Source organism: Actinomadura oligospora ATCC 43269, assembly GCF_000518265.1.
GTDB lineage: Bacteria > Actinomycetota > Actinomycetes > Streptosporangiales > Streptosporangiaceae > Spirillospora > Spirillospora oligospora.
Genome location: NZ_JADG01000030.1, coordinates 1 through 15,292 on the forward strand (window position 1 = coordinate 1; position 15,292 = coordinate 15,292).

14 protein-coding genes, 1 rRNA gene and 1 pseudogene are annotated in these 15,292 nt (G+C 74.1%); 11 read left to right on the forward strand and 5 right to left on the reverse strand.

The annotated features are described in order from the left end of the window. Window positions 1–192: 192 nt before the first annotated feature. Window positions 193–309 (forward strand): 5S ribosomal RNA (gene rrf / locus P696_RS0130700). An 80-nt stretch (window positions 310–389) separates the two neighbouring features. On the opposite strand, the gene P696_RS0130705 is transcribed toward rrf, so the two are convergent. Further along, complete coding sequence (locus tag P696_RS0130705; protein ID WP_157430010.1) at window positions 390–2,102, reverse strand: hypothetical protein; 1,713 nt, start codon at window positions 2,100–2,102, stop codon at window positions 390–392. A 6-nt stretch (window positions 2,103–2,108) separates the two neighbouring features. Here P696_RS0130705 and P696_RS49160 point away from each other — a divergent pair, with 6 nt between their 5' ends. Then, window positions 2,109–3,002 (forward strand): hypothetical protein, encoded by an 894-nt coding sequence (locus tag P696_RS49160; RefSeq protein ID WP_245627881.1) that lies wholly within the window; start codon window positions 2,109–2,111, stop codon window positions 3,000–3,002. Window positions 3,003–3,079: 77 nt separating this feature from the next. Here P696_RS49160 and P696_RS0130715 read toward each other — a convergent pair whose 3' ends face one another. The 3 genes from P696_RS0130715 to P696_RS0130725 are packed head-to-tail and all read right to left on the reverse strand — an operon-like array spanning window position 3,080 to window position 5,855. Further along, window positions 3,080–4,018 carry an MBL fold metallo-hydrolase gene (locus P696_RS0130715; protein WP_026415343.1) on the reverse strand — a complete coding sequence of 313 codons (939 nt, stop codon included), beginning with the start codon at window positions 4,016–4,018 and terminating at the stop codon, window positions 3,080–3,082. A gap of 55 nt (window positions 4,019–4,073) precedes the next feature. Beyond that, window positions 4,074–4,466: an NUDIX hydrolase gene (locus tag P696_RS0130720; protein WP_245627885.1), complete on the reverse strand. Its 393-nt coding sequence runs from the start codon at window positions 4,464–4,466 to the stop codon at window positions 4,074–4,076. 42 nt (window positions 4,467–4,508) lie between these two features. Then, window positions 4,509–5,855: a DUF1015 family protein gene (locus tag P696_RS0130725; protein WP_051468386.1), complete on the reverse strand. Its 1,347-nt coding sequence runs from the start codon at window positions 5,853–5,855 to the stop codon at window positions 4,509–4,511. A 69-nt stretch (window positions 5,856–5,924) separates the two neighbouring features. On the opposite strand from P696_RS0130725, the gene P696_RS0130730 reads away from it, so the two are divergent. After that, window positions 5,925–6,356, forward strand: coding sequence for a tetratricopeptide repeat protein (locus tag P696_RS0130730; RefSeq protein ID WP_026415346.1), 432 nt, complete (start codon window positions 5,925–5,927; stop codon window positions 6,354–6,356). A gap of 62 nt (window positions 6,357–6,418) precedes the next feature. Then, the gene (locus P696_RS0130735) at window positions 6,419–7,432 is read left to right on the forward strand and encodes an HAD-IIA family hydrolase (RefSeq protein WP_026415347.1); all 1,014 of its coding nucleotides are present in this window, start codon (window positions 6,419–6,421) and stop codon (window positions 7,430–7,432) included. Between the two features lie 17 nt (window positions 7,433–7,449). Here P696_RS0130735 and P696_RS0130740 read toward each other — a convergent pair whose 3' ends face one another. After that, window positions 7,450–7,791 (reverse strand): SCP2 sterol-binding domain-containing protein, encoded by a 342-nt coding sequence (locus P696_RS0130740; RefSeq protein ID WP_026415348.1) that lies wholly within the window; start codon window positions 7,789–7,791, stop codon window positions 7,450–7,452. A gap of 113 nt (window positions 7,792–7,904) precedes the next feature. Between P696_RS0130740 and P696_RS57060 the strand changes: the two genes are divergently transcribed. The 7 genes and pseudogenes from P696_RS57060 to P696_RS49175 all read left to right on the forward strand — a co-directional run bounded on the left by P696_RS57060 (window position 7,905) and on the right by P696_RS49175 (window position 15,267). Further along, window positions 7,905–8,231, forward strand: coding sequence for a hypothetical protein (locus tag P696_RS57060; protein WP_034487932.1), 327 nt, complete (start codon window positions 7,905–7,907; stop codon window positions 8,229–8,231). Then, window positions 8,228–9,037, forward strand: coding sequence for a TlyA family RNA methyltransferase (locus P696_RS0130750; RefSeq protein WP_026415349.1), 810 nt, complete (start codon window positions 8,228–8,230; stop codon window positions 9,035–9,037). Before P696_RS57060 ends, P696_RS0130750 begins: the two co-directional genes overlap by 4 nt. A gap of 37 nt (window positions 9,038–9,074) precedes the next feature. Further along, window positions 9,075–9,995 (forward strand): annotated as a pseudogene (locus P696_RS49170) (NAD kinase); the annotation flags it as partial. 255 nt (window positions 9,996–10,250) lie between these two features. Beyond that, window positions 10,251–11,954, forward strand: coding sequence for a DNA repair protein RecN (gene recN / locus P696_RS0130760; protein WP_026415350.1), 1,704 nt, complete (start codon window positions 10,251–10,253; stop codon window positions 11,952–11,954). Between the two features lie 149 nt (window positions 11,955–12,103). Continuing rightward, window positions 12,104–13,342 carry a putative cytokinetic ring protein SteA gene (steA, locus tag P696_RS0130765; protein ID WP_051468387.1) on the forward strand — a complete coding sequence of 413 codons (1,239 nt, stop codon included), beginning with the start codon at window positions 12,104–12,106 and terminating at the stop codon, window positions 13,340–13,342. Then, a complete protein-coding gene (locus P696_RS0130770; RefSeq protein WP_026415352.1) occupies window positions 13,339–14,298 on the forward strand; it encodes a copper transporter in 960 nt (319 codons plus the stop codon). Before steA ends, P696_RS0130770 begins: the two co-directional genes overlap by 4 nt. Window positions 14,299–14,304: 6 nt before the next feature. Continuing rightward, window positions 14,305–15,267 carry a hypothetical protein gene (locus tag P696_RS49175; protein WP_245627882.1) on the forward strand — a complete coding sequence of 321 codons (963 nt, stop codon included), beginning with the start codon at window positions 14,305–14,307 and terminating at the stop codon, window positions 15,265–15,267. The last annotated feature ends 25 nt before the right edge of the window (window positions 15,268–15,292 follow it).

The window sequence follows — 15,292 nt, forward strand, 5'->3', positions numbered from 1 at the left end:
CGACCGGTACTAATAGGCCGAGTGGCTTGAACACACTGAACGTTCAAACCAATCGCTGCAAGAAACACGAGATGATTCGCGTCCCTGTGTGGTTCCCAGAAAACAACTGGGTACCGCTATAAAGTGAATATCCGAGCTTGACGGCTCGAACGAGACTTGCCAACCCGGTGTTTCAGGGTTGTGCGTTGATCGTTCGGTGGTTATGGCGAGGGGGAAACACCCGGTCCCATCCCGAACCCGGTAGTTAAGCCCCTCAGCGCCGATGGTACTGCATGGGAGACTGTGTGGGAGAGTAGGACGCCGCCGGACTATAATTGGTCGAGGGTCGCCCCGATTTCGGGGCGGCCCTCGACGCATGTACGGGACCAGTCAAAGTAGGCTGCAAGGGTCTATCGAAGTACCGAGAAGTGACGGACGTGATGAGCGCGGAAGACGACGGCCGCAGCGGAGGCCGCGAGCGGCGGGGCAACAACGGCGGACACGGGGAGCCCGGCCGTCGCGCGGGCGATGCCCGTGGCGGCTTCAAGGGAAACGGGCCCCGGCGTGACGGCGGACCGCGCGGAGGCGCGCCGCGTTCCGGTGGCGAACGTGGCCGCTTCGGCGGCGATGGCGGCGACCGCGGGCGGTCCGGTGGACCGGGCTCTGGCGGACGTTCGTTCTCTGGTGGCCGCGGTAACGGCGGCGGCTGGCGGGACCGTCCGGGCGGGCAGCGCGACGAGCGCGGCCAGGGCCAGGGGCGTCCGTTCCGTGGATCCGACGACCGGCGCGGTCCAGGCGGCGACGACCGCCGTGAGGGCCGGCCCGGTGGTGACCGGCGCTTCCAGGGCGGCGGCCAGGGCCGTCGCTTCGAGGGCGGCGGTGAGCGTCGGCCCGATGACCGTGGCGAGCGGCGCTTCGGTGATCGCGACAACCGGGGGGGCCGGGACGACCGGCGCTCCGGTGGGCGCGACGACCGCGGTGGTCAGAGGTTCGAGGGGCGTGGCGGCGGCCGTCCGGGAGGCGGGGACTTCCGCCAGGGACGGCGGTTCGACGACCGGTCGGACGAGCGTCGTTCTGAGGGCGGTCCCCGTGAGGGACGCCGGGACGACCAGCGTTCCGGTGGTGGCTTCCGCCAGGACGGCCGTTCCGGCGGCGACCGGCGGTTCCAGGGCCGTGACGAGCGAGGTGGCGGCTTCCGCGACCGCGATGACCGCCGTGGAGGTGGCCGTTACGAGGACCGCGGCGAGCGGCGTGGAGGGTTCCAGGAGCGCGGTGAGCGCTCCGGGGGCTTCCAGGGCCGCGACGAGCGGCGTGGCGGTTCCCAGGGCCGGGATGAGCGGTCTGGTGGCTTCCAGGGGCGCGGTGAGCGCTCTGGAGGGTTCCAGGGTCGGGACGACCGCCGTGGTGGGTTCCAGGGTCGGGACGATGACCGGCGTGGAGAAGGCCAGGGTCGGGATGACCGGCGCGGGGGCTTCCAGGATCGTGGTGAGCGCCGCGGAGGATTCCAGGGGCGCGACGAGCGGTCTGGTGGGTTCCAGGGGCGCGGTGAGCGGTCCGGGGGCTTCCAGGGGCGTGATGACCGGCGCGGTGGCTACCAGGGGCGGGACGACCGCCGTGGTGGGACCCAGGGCCGGGACGACGACCGGCGTGGGGGATTCCAGGAGCGCGGTGAGCGTCGTGGAGGCTTCCAGGGCCGGGATGAGCGGTCTGGTGGGTTCCAGGGGCGCGGTGAGCGGTCTGGTGGGTTCCAGGGGCGCGGTGAGCGGTCCGGGGGCTTCCAGGGTCGGGACGACCGCCGTGGTGGGTCCCAGGGCCGTGATGACCGGCGCGGTGGATACCGGGGTCGGGACGAGCGGTCCGGCGGGTACCAGGGGCGCGGTGAGCGCTCCGGGGGCTACCAGGGCCGTGACGACAGGCGTGGCGGTGGCGGCTTCCGTGGGGCGCGTCGTCCTCAGGACGGGGAGCGACGGTCGTACGGGCCGCGCGACGAGGCGCGGGAGCAGGCGCCGAAGCACGACGACCCGCAGCTGCCGGACGACGTGACCGGCGCCGAGCTGGACGAGGAGGCCCGTGAGGAGCTGCGCACGCTCCCCAAGGACCTCGCGGCTCGTGTGGCGCGGCATCTGGTGATGGCCGGCCGTATGGCCGAGGACGACCCGGAGCTGTCCTACAAGCACGCGCGTGCGGCCCGGCGGCTGGCGTCGCGGGTCGGGATCGTCCGGGAGGCGGCCGGGCTCGCGGCGTACGCGGCGGGTGAGTGGGCCGAGGCGCTGTCGGAGCTGCGCGCGGCGCGGCGGCTGGGCGCGGGTGACGAGGACTACCTGCCGGTCATGGCCGACGCGGAGCGCGGCCTCGGCCGTCCGGAGCGGGCGCTGGACGTGATCAAGTCGGCGGAGGCGGCGCGGCTGGACCAGATGGGCGCCGTCGAACTGCGGATCGTGGAGTCCGGCGTCCGCCGGGACCTCGGGCAGTTCGACGCGGCCGTGGTGACGCTGCAGGTGCCGGAGCTGCAGGACCGCAGGCTGCGTCCGTGGTCGGCGCGGCTGTTCTACGCCTACGCGGACGCCCTGGTCGACGCGGGCCGTGAGGACGAGGCGTCCGAGTGGTTCGCCCGTTCGGCGGCGGCCGACCGTGACGCCGAGACCGACGCGGCCGAGCGGTACGCCGAGCTCGAGGGCCTGGACATCCTCGACACCGAGGAGGGCGAGGACACCGACGGCGAGATCAGCGAGGCCGTGGCCGAGGCGATGCCGGAGGCCGACGAGGCGTCCGCCGAGCTTCCGGTCGAGGACGACCCGCGCGTCGAGGAGGAGCCGGACGCCCCCGAGGTCTACGAGGAGGACGAGGCCGTGGCCGAGGCCGCCGCGGCTCCGGCCACCGCCCCGGTCTTCCTCGAGCCGAAGGTCGAGGAGTTCGAGGACGACGACGAGCTCGAGGACGACGCCGAGGACGAGGCTGACGCCGAGGACGAGGACGAGCCCAAGGGCAAGGGTGACGGCGGCGAGGGCAAGCCGTCCGCCTGACCTGGCGTGAGGCACCTGACGGGCCGCGTTGACGGAGTTGATCCGTCGGCGCGGCCCGTTCGGCGTTTCAGGGGCGGTCAGGCGTGCCGGTTGAGGGCGTGGATGATGCCCGCGACGTTGCTCTCGGTGCTGTTCAGCACCTCGTACTTGAAGGCGAGGTCGGGGTCGACGTCGTCGGCGGTGATCCGGTAGCGGTCGTCGGTGCGGTCGCGGACCATGGCGACGGCGTGGTCGAGTTCGGGGTTCTCGTCGTGGGCGGCGCGGACGACGTCCACCCAGACCCGCAGTTCCTCGGCCGACCGGTCGAGGGTGTCGTCGACCTCGGTGACGGGGCCGTAGTGGGCGAACAGCAGCCGCGACGGGCCGAGGGCCTTGAACTTGTCGAGCGAGGCGAGGGCGGTGTCGAGGTCGAAGTCCGGCGGCGGGGTGGCGGGCCGGACGTCGGCGGTCTCGGGGATGTAGATCCCGGCGGCGTCCCCGACGTACAGGTCGCCGGTGGCCGAGTCGACCAGGCCGACGTGGTGCTTGGCGTGGCCGGGGGAGTAGTGCGACTCCAGGCGCCGTCCGCCGCCGAGGTCGATCACGCCGGTGTCCTCCACGGCGCGGATGCGGGTGGCCTCGGTGGGCTTCAGCTCGCCGAAGAGGGTGTCGAGCAGGTCGCCGTAGACCATGCGGGCGCTGCGCATGAGCCGTTCGGGGCTGGCGAGGTGCCGGGCGCCCTTCTCGTGGACGACGACCTCGGCGCCGGGGTACATCTCGGCGATGTCGCCGACGCCGCCGGCGTGGTCGAGGTGGATGTGGGTGACCACGACGGTCGCCAGGTCGGACGCGGAGACGCCGAGTTCGTCCAGGGCGGCCTTCACGATGGGCGCGGATCCGGCCGTCCCGGGCTCGACCAGGCATGGCCGGTCGGACAGGATCAGGTAACCGGCGGTGATACCTGAGTAACCCGCCATCCGGGTGTCGATCTCATAGACGTCCCCGCCGAGCGGCGTGATCGTGGTCTTGGTGTCCATGACACGATCATCGCGCCGTGACCACCCGATACTCCAGTCCCCCGGCCGGGAGAAGTCAGCGCAGGTCGCCGGTGGCGTGCAGGTCGTCGAAGATCAGCTGGTCCACCGGGGAGACGCGGTCGCGGTCGGCGTAGCCGAGCCAGACGGTCTCGGCGATCTCGGCGGCCGGGGTGAGGGTGCCGGTGTAGTCGGCGGCGTAGCAGGTCATCTTGACGACGATGCCCTCGGCCTGGCCGTGCGCCTGCGCCTCCCAGGTGCCGACGTGCCGGACGGTCGCCGGGTCGAGGGCGACGGTGAGCTCCTCGGCGATCTCGCGGAGCAGGGTCTGCTCGTCGGTCTCGCCCTGCTCGCGCTTGCCGCCGGGCAGGTAGTAGGCGTCCTTGCCATGGGAACGGGTGCTGAGGATCAGGCCGTCCTCGATCCGGATCCACGCCACCTTGTCGATCATCTTCGCCACGGACCGACCGTACCGGACGGGACGGCCGGGCCGTCACGGCGGGGCGAGCAGGCGGAACACCATGCCCATCCGCGGTTTGGGGCCGAAGGACGTCGACTTGCGGGGGACGCGCTCGCCGCCGCCCGCGACGGCCACCACGTCGGTGACCTTCATCGGGTTGAGGATCACGGCGGTGCCGCCGGAGCGGCGGGCGCGGGCCAGCGCGGCGGCCGGGTCGTCGTGCACCACCTCGACGCTGCGCTCGTTCTCCGGGACGCCCCAGACGCCCGCGATGAGCAGGTGGTCCAGGACGGCGGTGTCGAGCCGCCGCCAGGTCGGGGAGCGGTCGGCGGGCATGACGGCGGCCAGCCGTGCCGGGTCGGGGTCGGTGAGCAGGTGCAGGCCGTCCCCGCCGCCGAGCAGGAACGCCGGGCGGTCCGACGCGTCCGCGAGGGCCCTGACGGCGTCGGTGAGGGGCCCGGGCAGCGCGGTGACCTCCATGACGCCCTTGGCCCGTTCCAGGGCCTTGCGGGGCGACAGGCCCGGCAGGACGCGGTGGATCGCGCCGAGCCGCGGCGGGTAGCGGGTCGAGTCGACCAGCAGCGCGAGGCCGTGGTCCCAGGGGCCGTCGCCGTGGCCGGAGCGGTGGTGGCGGGCCTGGAGCGTCCGGTAGGTGGCGTAGCGATGGTGGCCGTCGGCGATCAGCGCCTGGCGGTCGCGCAGGTCGGCGGCGATCCGGGCCAGCAGGGCCGGGTCGGTGATGCGCCAGAGGCGGTGCACGAGGCCGTCGGAGGCGGGGAACTCCATGAGCGGGGCGGCCTGGGCGGTCTCGTCCACGATCCGCGCGGCGTCGCCGCCGCCCTCGTGGATCAGGAGGATCGGCTCGAGGTTGGCGTTCGCCTCGCTCATCAGGGCCAGCCGGTCGCGGACGGGGCCCGGGTACACGTCCTCGTGGGGGAGGATCACGCCCTGGGACTCGGCGCGGAGCCCGACCGCGCCGACCAGGCCGCGCTGGTGGACGGTGTGCCGGTCGGCCGCCTCGTAGACGTACAGGGCGGGGTCGGGATCGACGGTGAGGACGCCCTCGTCCAGCCAGCGGCGCAGGGTCTCACCGGCCTCCCGGTAGCCGCCGCCGGGTTGGCTCGGCAGGATCAGCCGGACGAAGTTGTGCCCGCCCTCCGACAGCAGCCGGCGGCGTTCGGCGTCGTCGATGAGGTCGTACGGGGGTGTCGTGACGGAGGCCAGGTCGCCGACCACGGCGGGGTCGAAGCGGACGCCGCGGAACGGCGCCAGCTCGAGTCCCGCGCCGTCCGCGGGCCCGATGTCGCCGAAGATGCGCGCGCTGAACTCCTCCGAGGTCGTCGTCGGTCCGGAGGGGACGTCTCGTTCCACTGTGGGCATGGTAATCGCCTGAGGGATTCCTCCGGCGGCCGGGTACGGTCGAGATGATCGCAGTCCGAGGGAGGGCAGATGGGCGCTGACGGGCCGGAGCGGCAGCCGGACGGTCCCGGGGAGGATTCGGCCGTCCCGGAGGGCGGCGTCTACGAGTGGTACACCAGGGGGCTCTCATTGCTGAGGGCGGGCAGCCCGGCCGCGGCCGTGCAGTTGCTGACCCGGGCCGCGGAGGCCGAGCCGGCCTCGCGGAGCATCCGCGAGGCCCTCGCCCGCGCCCAGTACGGCGCGCGGCTCTTCCACGCCGCAGCCGACAGCTTCCGGAGCATCGTCGAGGACGACCCGGCCGAGGACTACGCGCTGTTCGGTCTCGGGCTCGCCCTGAGCCGCGTGGGCGACTTCTCCGGGGCGGTCGAGTACCTCGCGCTGGCCGTGGCGATGCGTCCGGACAACAAGGACTACGCCAACGCCCTCCGGCACGCGCGCGCGACGTTGGAGTCGCGGCGCTGAGCCAGGGCTTGGGACGGGACGGACGAGTGCGCCGCCGGGTGTGGCGTGGGGGAGAGGAAGACGTGAAGGGTTCGGACAGGCCGCTCAGCGAGGCTTACGACGTCGCCCTGCTCGATCTGGACGGTGTCGTGTACGTCGGGCGCAGGCCCGTGCCGCGGGCGGCGGAGTCGCTCGCGAAGGCGCGCGCGGCCGGGCAGCGGCTCGCGTTCGTGACCAACAACGCCTCGCGGACGCCCGCGGCGGTCGTGGCGCTGCTCGCCGAGGTCGGCGTCCCGTCGTCGCCGGAGGACGTGGTGACCTCGGCGCAGGCGGCGGCGCGGCTGCTGTCGGAGCGGCTGCCCGCCGGGTCGAAGGTGCTGGTCGTCGGGGGGACGGCGCTGCGGGTCGCGCTGTACGACCGGGGGCTGCGTCCGGTGTCGGTGGCGTCGGAGCGTCCCGCGGCGGTCGTGCAGGGGTTCAGCCCCGACCTCGGGTACGGGCTGCTCGCCGAGGGCGGGAGGGCGGTCGCGCGCGGCGCGCTGTTCGTCGGTTCGAACGGTGACACGACGATCCCCGGCGAGGGCGGCCCGCCGAAGCCCGGGAACGGCGCGTTGCTGCGGGTCATCCAGGCGGCGACGGGGGTGGAGCCGATCGTGACCGGCAAGCCGGAGGAGCCGCTGCACCGGGAGGCGGTGCTGCGCACCGGGGCCGAGCGGCCGCTGGTGGTCGGCGACCGGCTGGACACCGACATCGAGGGCGCGCACAACGGCGGGGCCGACAGCCTGCTCGTCCTGACCGGCGTGGCCGGGCCGCTCGAGGTGCTGACCGCTCCGCCGAACCGGCGTCCGACCTACCTCGCGCCGGATCTGACCGGGCTGCTCGTCCCGCACCCCCAGGTGAACCGGGCCGGTGACGCCGACAGCTGCGGCGGCTGGACGGCCCGGCGCGTCGGCGGCACGGTGGAACTGGACGGCGCGGGTGATCCGTATGACGGGCTCCGGGCGCTGGCCGCGGCGTCCTGGCGGACGGGCGAGCCGGTCCGTCCGGAGGCGGTGGACGGCGCGCTGCGGAAACTCGACCTGCCGTCCGGGCACTGAGCCGGGACGGCCGGGCGCTACAGGACCTTGCGCAGGCGGATCAGGTCGAAGATGCTCGCCTCGATCTTGAGGCGGCCGGCGGCCCACGCCTTGGCCGGGCTGATCTCGTCGTGCGCGAGCGCGATCAGGTCGTCGCTGGCCACGGTCAGCTTGACCTGCGCGGACTTCGGGCTCGCCGTGGGTTGGAAGGGGTCCAGGCCGCCCCCGTGCAGGCGGGTGGCGTAGGCCAGCCCGAGGTCGGGCACCCGGCAGCTGATGGTCCGCTCGACCACGTGCCGGGCGAACTTGTCCTCGTCCACGTCGGCGAGCCGCTCTGCGATCTTGTCGAGCGCGGCGCGGCACTCCTCCTCGTTGGCCATGATCAGGCCGTTCCCCGTCCGGTCGGCGACGATGTCGTTCAGGGACGGTAGCGTTCAGACCGGACCCCGGGCGACCCGGGGCGCGCGGTTCGGGGTGTTCTTGGAGGTAAAGGTTGAGGTCCGACGAGGCCGCGGGGCCGGTGCCGGGAGGAGCCGGGGCGTCCGCGCCGACCGGTGACCCGCGCGTGGACGCGGTCGTCGCCCGGCTGGACGAGCTGGCCGGGCTTCCGGTGCCCGCCCACGTCGAGGTGTTCGCCGACGTCCACCAGCGGCTCCAGGAGCTGCTGGTCTCGGCCGACGACGAGGGTGAGGGCGTGGCGTCCCTCGGCGGCATGCCCCGCCCCGGCGCTCCCGGTCCAGGCGGGCCTGGTCCGGGTGGGCCCGGTCCGGGCGGTATGCCGCGTCCGGGGGGCTTCACGGGTCCGGGCGGCGCGTCGTGAGCCGCCGGCGGCTGGACGCCGAACTGGTGCGGCGCGGCCTGGCACGCTCCCGTGAGCAGGCGGGACAGCTGATCGCGGACGGCCGGGTGAAGGTCGGCGGGCAGGTCGCGGGCAAGGCGGCCACCCAGGTCGACACGGGCGCGGCGATCCTGGTCGCCGAGGACGAGTCCGGCCCCGACTACGTGTCGCGCGGCGGGCACAAGCTCGCGGGCGCGCTCGAGGCGTTCGACGCCCTGGACGTGAAGGGCCGTGTCGCGCTGGACGCGGGCGCGTCCACCGGCGGGTTCACCGACGTCCTGCTGCGCGCGGGCGCCGCGCACGTGTACGCCGTGGACGTCGGCTACGGCCAGATCGCCTGGTCGCTGCGCACCGACGAGCGGGTGTCGGTCCTGGAGCGGGTCAACATCCGCGAGCTGGAGCCCGAGCAACTCGGGCAGCCCGAGGCCGAACGGCCGACCCTGGTCGTCGGCGACCTGTCGTTCATCTCGCTGAAGCTGGTGCTCGGCCCGATCCAGCGCTGCGTCGCCCCCGAGGCCGACTACGCGATCATGGTGAAGCCCCAGTTCGAGGTGGGGAAGAACCGCGTCGGCGCGGGCGGGGTCGTGCGCGAGCCCGAGTTGCGCGCCGAGGCGGTGCGGGACGTGGCCGCGCACGCCGCGACGCTCGGGCTGGGCGTCCTCGGCGTCACGGCGTCCCCGCTGCCCGGCCCGTCCGGGAACGTGGAGTACTTCCTGTGGCTGCGGGCGGGCGCGCCGCCGCTGGCCGAGGCCGACCTGGAGCGCGCCGTCGCGGAGGGACCCCAGTGATCACGAGCGTACGCACCGCCCCCCGGGAGCGCCGCCGATGAGCCGGCCGCCGACGAATGAGCCACCGGTGGGCGACAGGACGGTGCTGGTCGTCGCGCACACCGGCCGGGCCGAGGCGATCCGCAGCGCGCAGCTGGTGATCGGCCGCCTCGCCGAGGCGGGCATCACCGTCCGCGCCCTGGAGGGCGACGCCGAGGACCTGGACTGCCCGAACAAGGTCGAGGTGTGGCCGCGGACCCCGGCCGCCGCGGAGGGCGTCGAGGTCGTGATCGTCCTCGGCGGCGACGGCACGCTGCTGCGCGCCGCCGACCTGGCCCGGCCCGCGGGGGCGCCGCTGCTCGGCGTCAACCTCGGGCACGTCGGCTTCCTCGCCGAGGCCGAGCGGGAGGATCTCGCCACCACGGTCGACCGCGTCATCGAGCGCCGCTACGACGTCGAGGAGCGGATGACCATCGACGTGGTCGTCCGGCGCAACGGCTCGGTCACCGGCACCACCTGGGCGCTGAACGAGGCGACGGTGGAGAAGGCCGAGCGGCAGCGGATGCTGGAGCTGGTCGTGGAGATCGACGGCCGGCCGCTGTCCCACTGGGGCTGCGACGGTGTGGTGATGGCCACTCCGACCGGCTCGACGGCGTACGCGTTCTCGGCGGGCGGCCCGGTGGTGTGGCCCGAGGTGGAGGCGCTGCTGGTCGTGCCGATCAGCGCGCACGCCCTGTTCGCGCGTCCGCTGATGGTCTCGCCGCGGTCGGTGGTCGCGATCGAGGTGCTGCCGGACACGCCGCGCGCCGTCCTCTGGTGTGACGGTGCGCGCACCCTTGACCTGCCTCCGGGCGCGCGGATCGAGGTGCGGCGCGGGGAACGGCCCGTCCGGCTGGCGCGGCTGCACCTGACGCCGTTCACCGACCGGCTGGTGACCAAGTTCGGCCTTCCGGTCACCGGCTGGCGCGGGCGGTCCCGTGCCGCCGCGCTGGTCAGACGGCATCCGGATCCGGGGAAGGAACTCCCGCCGGAGGCCTGTGGAGAGGGCTCCGCGGGCGTCCCCCTGCCGCCTCGCGGCGAACCGGCGGCGGACGGCGGGGGAGCACGGACGGAAGGTGGGAACGCGGGTCCGGCGGCGGACGGTAGCGCCCCCGGCGCGGTGGAGGGACGATAATCTCACCACCGAACGCGGAGAGCGGGCGGATTGCGAGGGGTTGTGACGCGGGTGCGTCCCATGGTCGACGAGGTGCGGATCCAGGGCCTCGGCGTGATCGACGAGGCGGTCCTGGAGCTGTCTCCCGGGTTCAACGTCGTCACCGGCGAGACCGGCGCGGGCAAGACGATGGTGGTCACCAGCCTCGGTCTGCTGTTCGGCGGGCGCGCCGACCCGCAGCGGGTGCGGCCGGGCGCCGAGCGCGCCACGGTCGAGGGCCGGATCGTGGTGGACCCGGGCGGCCGGGTGGTCGAGCGGGTCGAGGAGGCGGGCGGTGAGCTCGACGACGGCACGCTGATCGTGCAGCGGTCGGTGTCGGCCGAGGGCCGGTCGCGCGCCCACCTGGGCGGACGGTCGGTGCCGGTGAGCCTGCTCATCAACCTGGCCGACGACCTGGTCGCCGTGCACGGCCAGTCCGACCAGCAGCGGCTGCTGCAGGCGGGCCGCCAGCGTTCCGCGCTGGACCGGTACGCCGGGTCGGCGCTGACCAAGCCGACGCGCGCCTACACCCGCACCTACCAGCGGCACCGCCAGGTCACCGCGCTGCTGGAGGAGATCACCACCCGGTCGCGCGAGCGCGCCCAGGAGGCCGAGATCCTGCGGTTCGGGCTGGAGGAGATCGAGAAGGTCGATCCCAAGCCCGGCGAGGACGTGGAGCTCGCGGCCGAGGAGGAGCGCCTCGGGCACGCCGACGCGCTGCGCGGCGCGGCCGACAGCGCGCACGAGTCGCTGCTCGGCGACCCGGCGGCGGCGTTCGAGGCCGCGAACGTGGTGAGCCTGCTCGGCTCGGCGCGCAACGCGCTGGAGGCCGTCCGCGAGCACGATCCCGAGCTGGCGGCGCTCGCCGACCGGCTCGCCGAGGCCGGTTACCTGGTCTCGGACGTGGCGACCGACCTCGCCGCCTACGCCGAGTCGGTGGACGCCGACCCGGCGCGGCTGGCGGTCGTCCAGGAGCGGCGCGCCGACCTGACCGCGCTGATCCGCAAGTACGGCGAGGGCGAGTCGGTCGACCAGGCGCTGGAGTGGGCGCGAACGTCGGCGGCGCGGCTCACCGAGCTCGACTCCGACGACGACCGGATCGAGGAGCTGCGCGCCGAGCACGCCGAGCTGACCGAGCGGCTGGAGACCGACGCGGCGGAGCTGACCGCCGTCCGGGTCCGCGCGTCCGAGCGGTTCTCCAAGGCCGTCACCGACGAGCTGTCCGCGCTGGCGATGCCGCACGCGCGGGTGGAGGTCTCGGTCACGCCGACGGGCGAGTTCGGGCCGCACGGCGCGGACGAGATCGAGGTGCGGCTCGCGCCGCATCCGGGGTCTCCGGCGCTGCCGCTGCACAAGGGCGCGTCCGGGGGTGAGCTGTCCCGCGTGATGCTGGCGATCGAGGTGGTGTTCGCGGGCGCCGACCCCGTCCCGACGTTCGTGTTCGACGAGGTCGACGCGGGCGTCGGCGGCAAGGCGGCGGTGGAGATCGGGCGGCGTCTGGCCCGTCTCGCCCGGAACGCGCAGGTGATCGTCGTCACCCACCTGCCGCAGGTCGCCGCGTTCGCCGACCAGCACCTGCTGGTGGAGAAGTCCAGTGACGGGCTGGTCACCCGCAGTGGTGTCACCGCGCTCGACCACGAGGGGCGGGTGCGCGAGCTGTCCCGGATGCTGGCGGGTCTCGCCGACTCCGAGCTCGGCCGCGCGCACGCCGAGGAGCTGCTCGACCTGGCGGCCCGCGACCGCTGACCCGTCCCCGAACGGCGCCCCTCAAGATCGTCCGCGCGGGTTCGCGCGGGTCGTCCTGCTGGGCAAAGCCACCGACAGTACGCAATCGAACACGCCCCGATGCCGACGTTGCAGGTGTCACCCCCCGCCCTCTGGCAGGATGTCAAGCGATGAACGACCCGTCTCCGACCACCGACCGCCCCGTCCGGCCCGCGAAGAAACGGCCGCGGCGGGTGCTGCCGCTCGGCCGCGGGCGGGGTGACGGCCGTCCGGGCGTGTCCGCCACGGCCCGGCTCGACCGCCGCACCAAGAACCTGACCAAGCGGCTGCAGCCCGGCGACATCGCGGTGATCGACCACGTCGACCTGGACCGGGTCAGTGCCGAGGCGCTGGTGTCCTGCCAGGTCGGCGCGGTGGTGAACGTCGCGCCGTCGATCTCGGGGCGGTACCCGAACCTCGGCCCGCAGATCCTGCTGGACGCCGGGATCCCGCTGGTGGACGACGTCGGCCCGGAGATCTTCACCAGGCTGTCGGAGGGCGACGACGTCCGGGTGGACGGCGGAACCGTCTACAAGGGCGGCGACGCGGTCGCCAAGGGCACCGAGCAGACCGCCGAGACGCTCGACGCGTCGATCACCGAGGCGAAGGCCAATCTCGGCCACCAGCTCGAGGCGTTCGTCGCCAACACGATGGAGTACGTCAAGCGCGAGCGCGACCTGCTCATCGACGGCGTCGGCGTCCCGGACGTGGCGACCGAGCTGGACGGCCGGCACGCGCTGATCGTCGTCCGCGGCTACCACTACCGCGAGGACATCGCGACCCTGCGCCCCTACATCCGGGAGTACCGGCCGGTGCTGATCGGCGTCGACGGCGGCGCGGACGCGCTGCTGGAGGCCGGGTACCGCCCGGACATGATCGTCGGGGACATGGACTCGGTGTCCGACGCCGCGCTGACCAGCGGCGCGGAGATCGTCGTGCACGCCTACCGGGACGGCCGCGCGCCCGGCCTGCAGCGCGTGGAGGAGCTCGGCCGCGAGGCCGTGGTGTTCCCCGCCACCGCCACCAGCGAGGACATCGCCATGCTGCTGGCCGACGAGAAGGGCGCGACCCTGATCGTCGCCGTCGGCACGCACTTCAACATGGTGGAGTTCTTCGACAAGGGCCGGGCCGGGATGTCCAGCACGTTCCTGACCCGGCTGCGCGTCGGCAGCAAGCTCGTGGACGCCAAGGGCGTCTCCCGCCTGTACCGCAGCCGCATCTCGGGCTGGTCCCTGCTGCTGCTCGTGCTGGTGGCGTTCATCGCCATGACCACCGCCGTGTTCATGTCGCCGGCCGGGGACGTCATCCGTCCCCTGCTGGCCGACCGCTGGCACGCCTTCCTCTTCTGGCTGACCGGACTGTTCACGTGATCGACTTCCGTTACCACCTCGTCTCCATCGTCGCGGTCTTCCTGGCGCTGGCGCTCGGCATCGTGCTGGGCTCCACGACCCTGTCGCAGTCGGTGACCAACGGCCTCAAACAGGAGGCGAACCGGGCCACCCGGCGCGCCGACGACCTGCGCAGGACGCAGCAGAAGCAGGAGTCCCAGCTCAAGGGCGAGGAGCAGTTCGCCTCCACGACCGGGCCGCAGTACGTCGCGGGCCGGCTGAAGGGCCAGTCGCTGGTGCTGGTCGAGACGCCCGGCGCCGGCGAGGAGGGCGTCTCGCAGGTCATCGACCTGGCGACCAAGGCCGGCGCGACCGTCACCGGACGGGTCGCGATCCAGAAGAAGGCCCTGGACCCCGACGAGAGCCGCACCCTCGACGAGCTGGCCACCCAGCTGAAGCCCGCCGGGTCCGGGTTCCCGTCCGGCGCGGACGCCTACGCCAAGGCGGGCGCGGTGCTGGCCAGCGCGATCGTGACCAACGACGCGGCCAAGGCGGGCCGCGAGGACGCGACCGGCGCGGGCATCCTCACCGGGTTCCGCGAGGCGGGTTACGTGACCACCAGCGGGAAGCCGGGCCAGCATGCGACACTCGCCGTGGTGATCGCGCCCGCCACCCCGTACGGCTCCGACACCGCAGGCGGCACGAAGGCCCTGGTGACGCTGACCGGGCAGCTCGACGCCGCCGACCGCGGCACCGTGCTCGGCGGCCCGAACACCGCCGCGCAGCAGGGCGGTCTCGTCACCGCGCTGCGCGACGACTCGGGCGTGAGCAAGCGGGTGTCGTCGGTGGACGTCCTGGACACCGCGTCCGGGCAGGTGGTCGCGATCCTGGCCCTGCAGAACGAGCTGGGCGGCAAGTCCGGGCAGTACGGCATCGGCCCGGGCGCGAACGGCGGGTACCTGCCGTCGCCGCCGCCCGCCGCCGGGAAGAACGGATGACATCGGATGAGCACTGACCCCGCCCGGCCCGGACGGCGCGTCCTGCGCCTGCTGGCCGGCGCCGCGCTCGGCGCGGTCGCGACCCGCGCCGCCTACACGTCCCTGACCCGCCGTCCTCCCGGTGTCGCCGGACGGTCCGGCGGGGAGCTGTGGGACCGCACCAACCACCGGGGCGAGCCGGTGACGCTGCTGGAGGGGCCCGCGTTCGTCGCGGGCGCCGCGGCGGCGGGGCTGCTGGCGCCCGGAGCGTCCGGCCGGGTTCGCGCGGCGGCGCTGGTCGCCGGGGTGGGCTCGGGCGTCCTCGGCGGCTACGACGACCTGGCGGGGTCCGGTTCCTCGCGCGGGTTCAAGGGGCACCTGGCCGCGCTGGCGAAGGGCGAGGTCACGACCGGCGCGGTCAAGATCCTCGGGATCGGCGCGACCGGGCTGGCCGCCGCCGCGCTGGCCGGTTCGTCCGCGCGGACGGCGCCGGGCCGGGCCGTCGACACGCTGCTGAACGGCGCGATCGTCGCGGCGTCGGCGAACCTGATGAACCTGTTCGACCTGCGGCCGGGCCGTGCGATCAAGGTCGGGCTGCTCGCCGGGACGCCGCTCGCGCTCACCTCGTCCGGCTCGGCCGTGGTCGCCGCGCCGCTCGGCGCCGCCGTCGCCCTGCTGCCCGAGGACCTGGGCGAGCGCGCGATGCTCGGCGACACCGGCGCGAACGCGCTCGGCGCGCTGCTCGGCCTCGCCGCGACCCGGCTGCCGCGCGCGCCGCGCCTGGCCGTCCTCGCGGGGCTGGTCGGGCTGAACGCGGCGAGCGAGTTCGTCAGCTTCACCAAGGTCATCGCGGGCAATCCGGTGCTGAACCGGATCGACATGGCCGGGCGGCGTCCGCCGGAGCCGGTCCGTCCCGCCGAGGTGTCCCTGGCGGACACCGGCACAGGCACGGGCGCGGACGCTTCGGCGGCTCCGGTCACGCCCAACTAGGCTCGCGCGCGGCGTGCCCTCGCAC

Coding starts and splice junctions, on each gene's coding strand:
- P696_RS0130705 (WP_157430010.1), bottom strand. CDS start 2,102: ATGCCGCGCCACACGAGCCGCGAGGTCCTTGGGGAGCGTGCGCAGCTC.
- P696_RS49160 (WP_245627881.1), top strand. CDS start 2,109: ATGGCCGGCCGTATGGCCGAGGACGACCCGGAGCTGTCCTACAAGCAC.
- P696_RS0130715 (WP_026415343.1), bottom strand. CDS start 4,018: ATGGACACCAAGACCACGATCACGCCGCTCGGCGGGGACGTCTATGAG.
- P696_RS0130720 (WP_245627885.1), bottom strand. CDS start 4,466: ATGATCGACAAGGTGGCGTGGATCCGGATCGAGGACGGCCTGATCCTC.
- P696_RS0130725 (WP_051468386.1), bottom strand. CDS start 5,855: ATGCCCACAGTGGAACGAGACGTCCCCTCCGGACCGACGACGACCTCG.
- P696_RS0130730 (WP_026415346.1), top strand. CDS start 5,925: ATGGGCGCTGACGGGCCGGAGCGGCAGCCGGACGGTCCCGGGGAGGAT.
- P696_RS0130740 (WP_026415348.1), bottom strand. CDS start 7,791: ATGGCCAACGAGGAGGAGTGCCGCGCCGCGCTCGACAAGATCGCAGAG.
- recN (WP_026415350.1), top strand. CDS start 10,251: ATGGTCGACGAGGTGCGGATCCAGGGCCTCGGCGTGATCGACGAGGCG.
- steA (WP_051468387.1), top strand. CDS start 12,104: ATGAACGACCCGTCTCCGACCACCGACCGCCCCGTCCGGCCCGCGAAG.
- P696_RS49175 (WP_245627882.1), top strand. CDS start 14,305: ATGAGCACTGACCCCGCCCGGCCCGGACGGCGCGTCCTGCGCCTGCTG.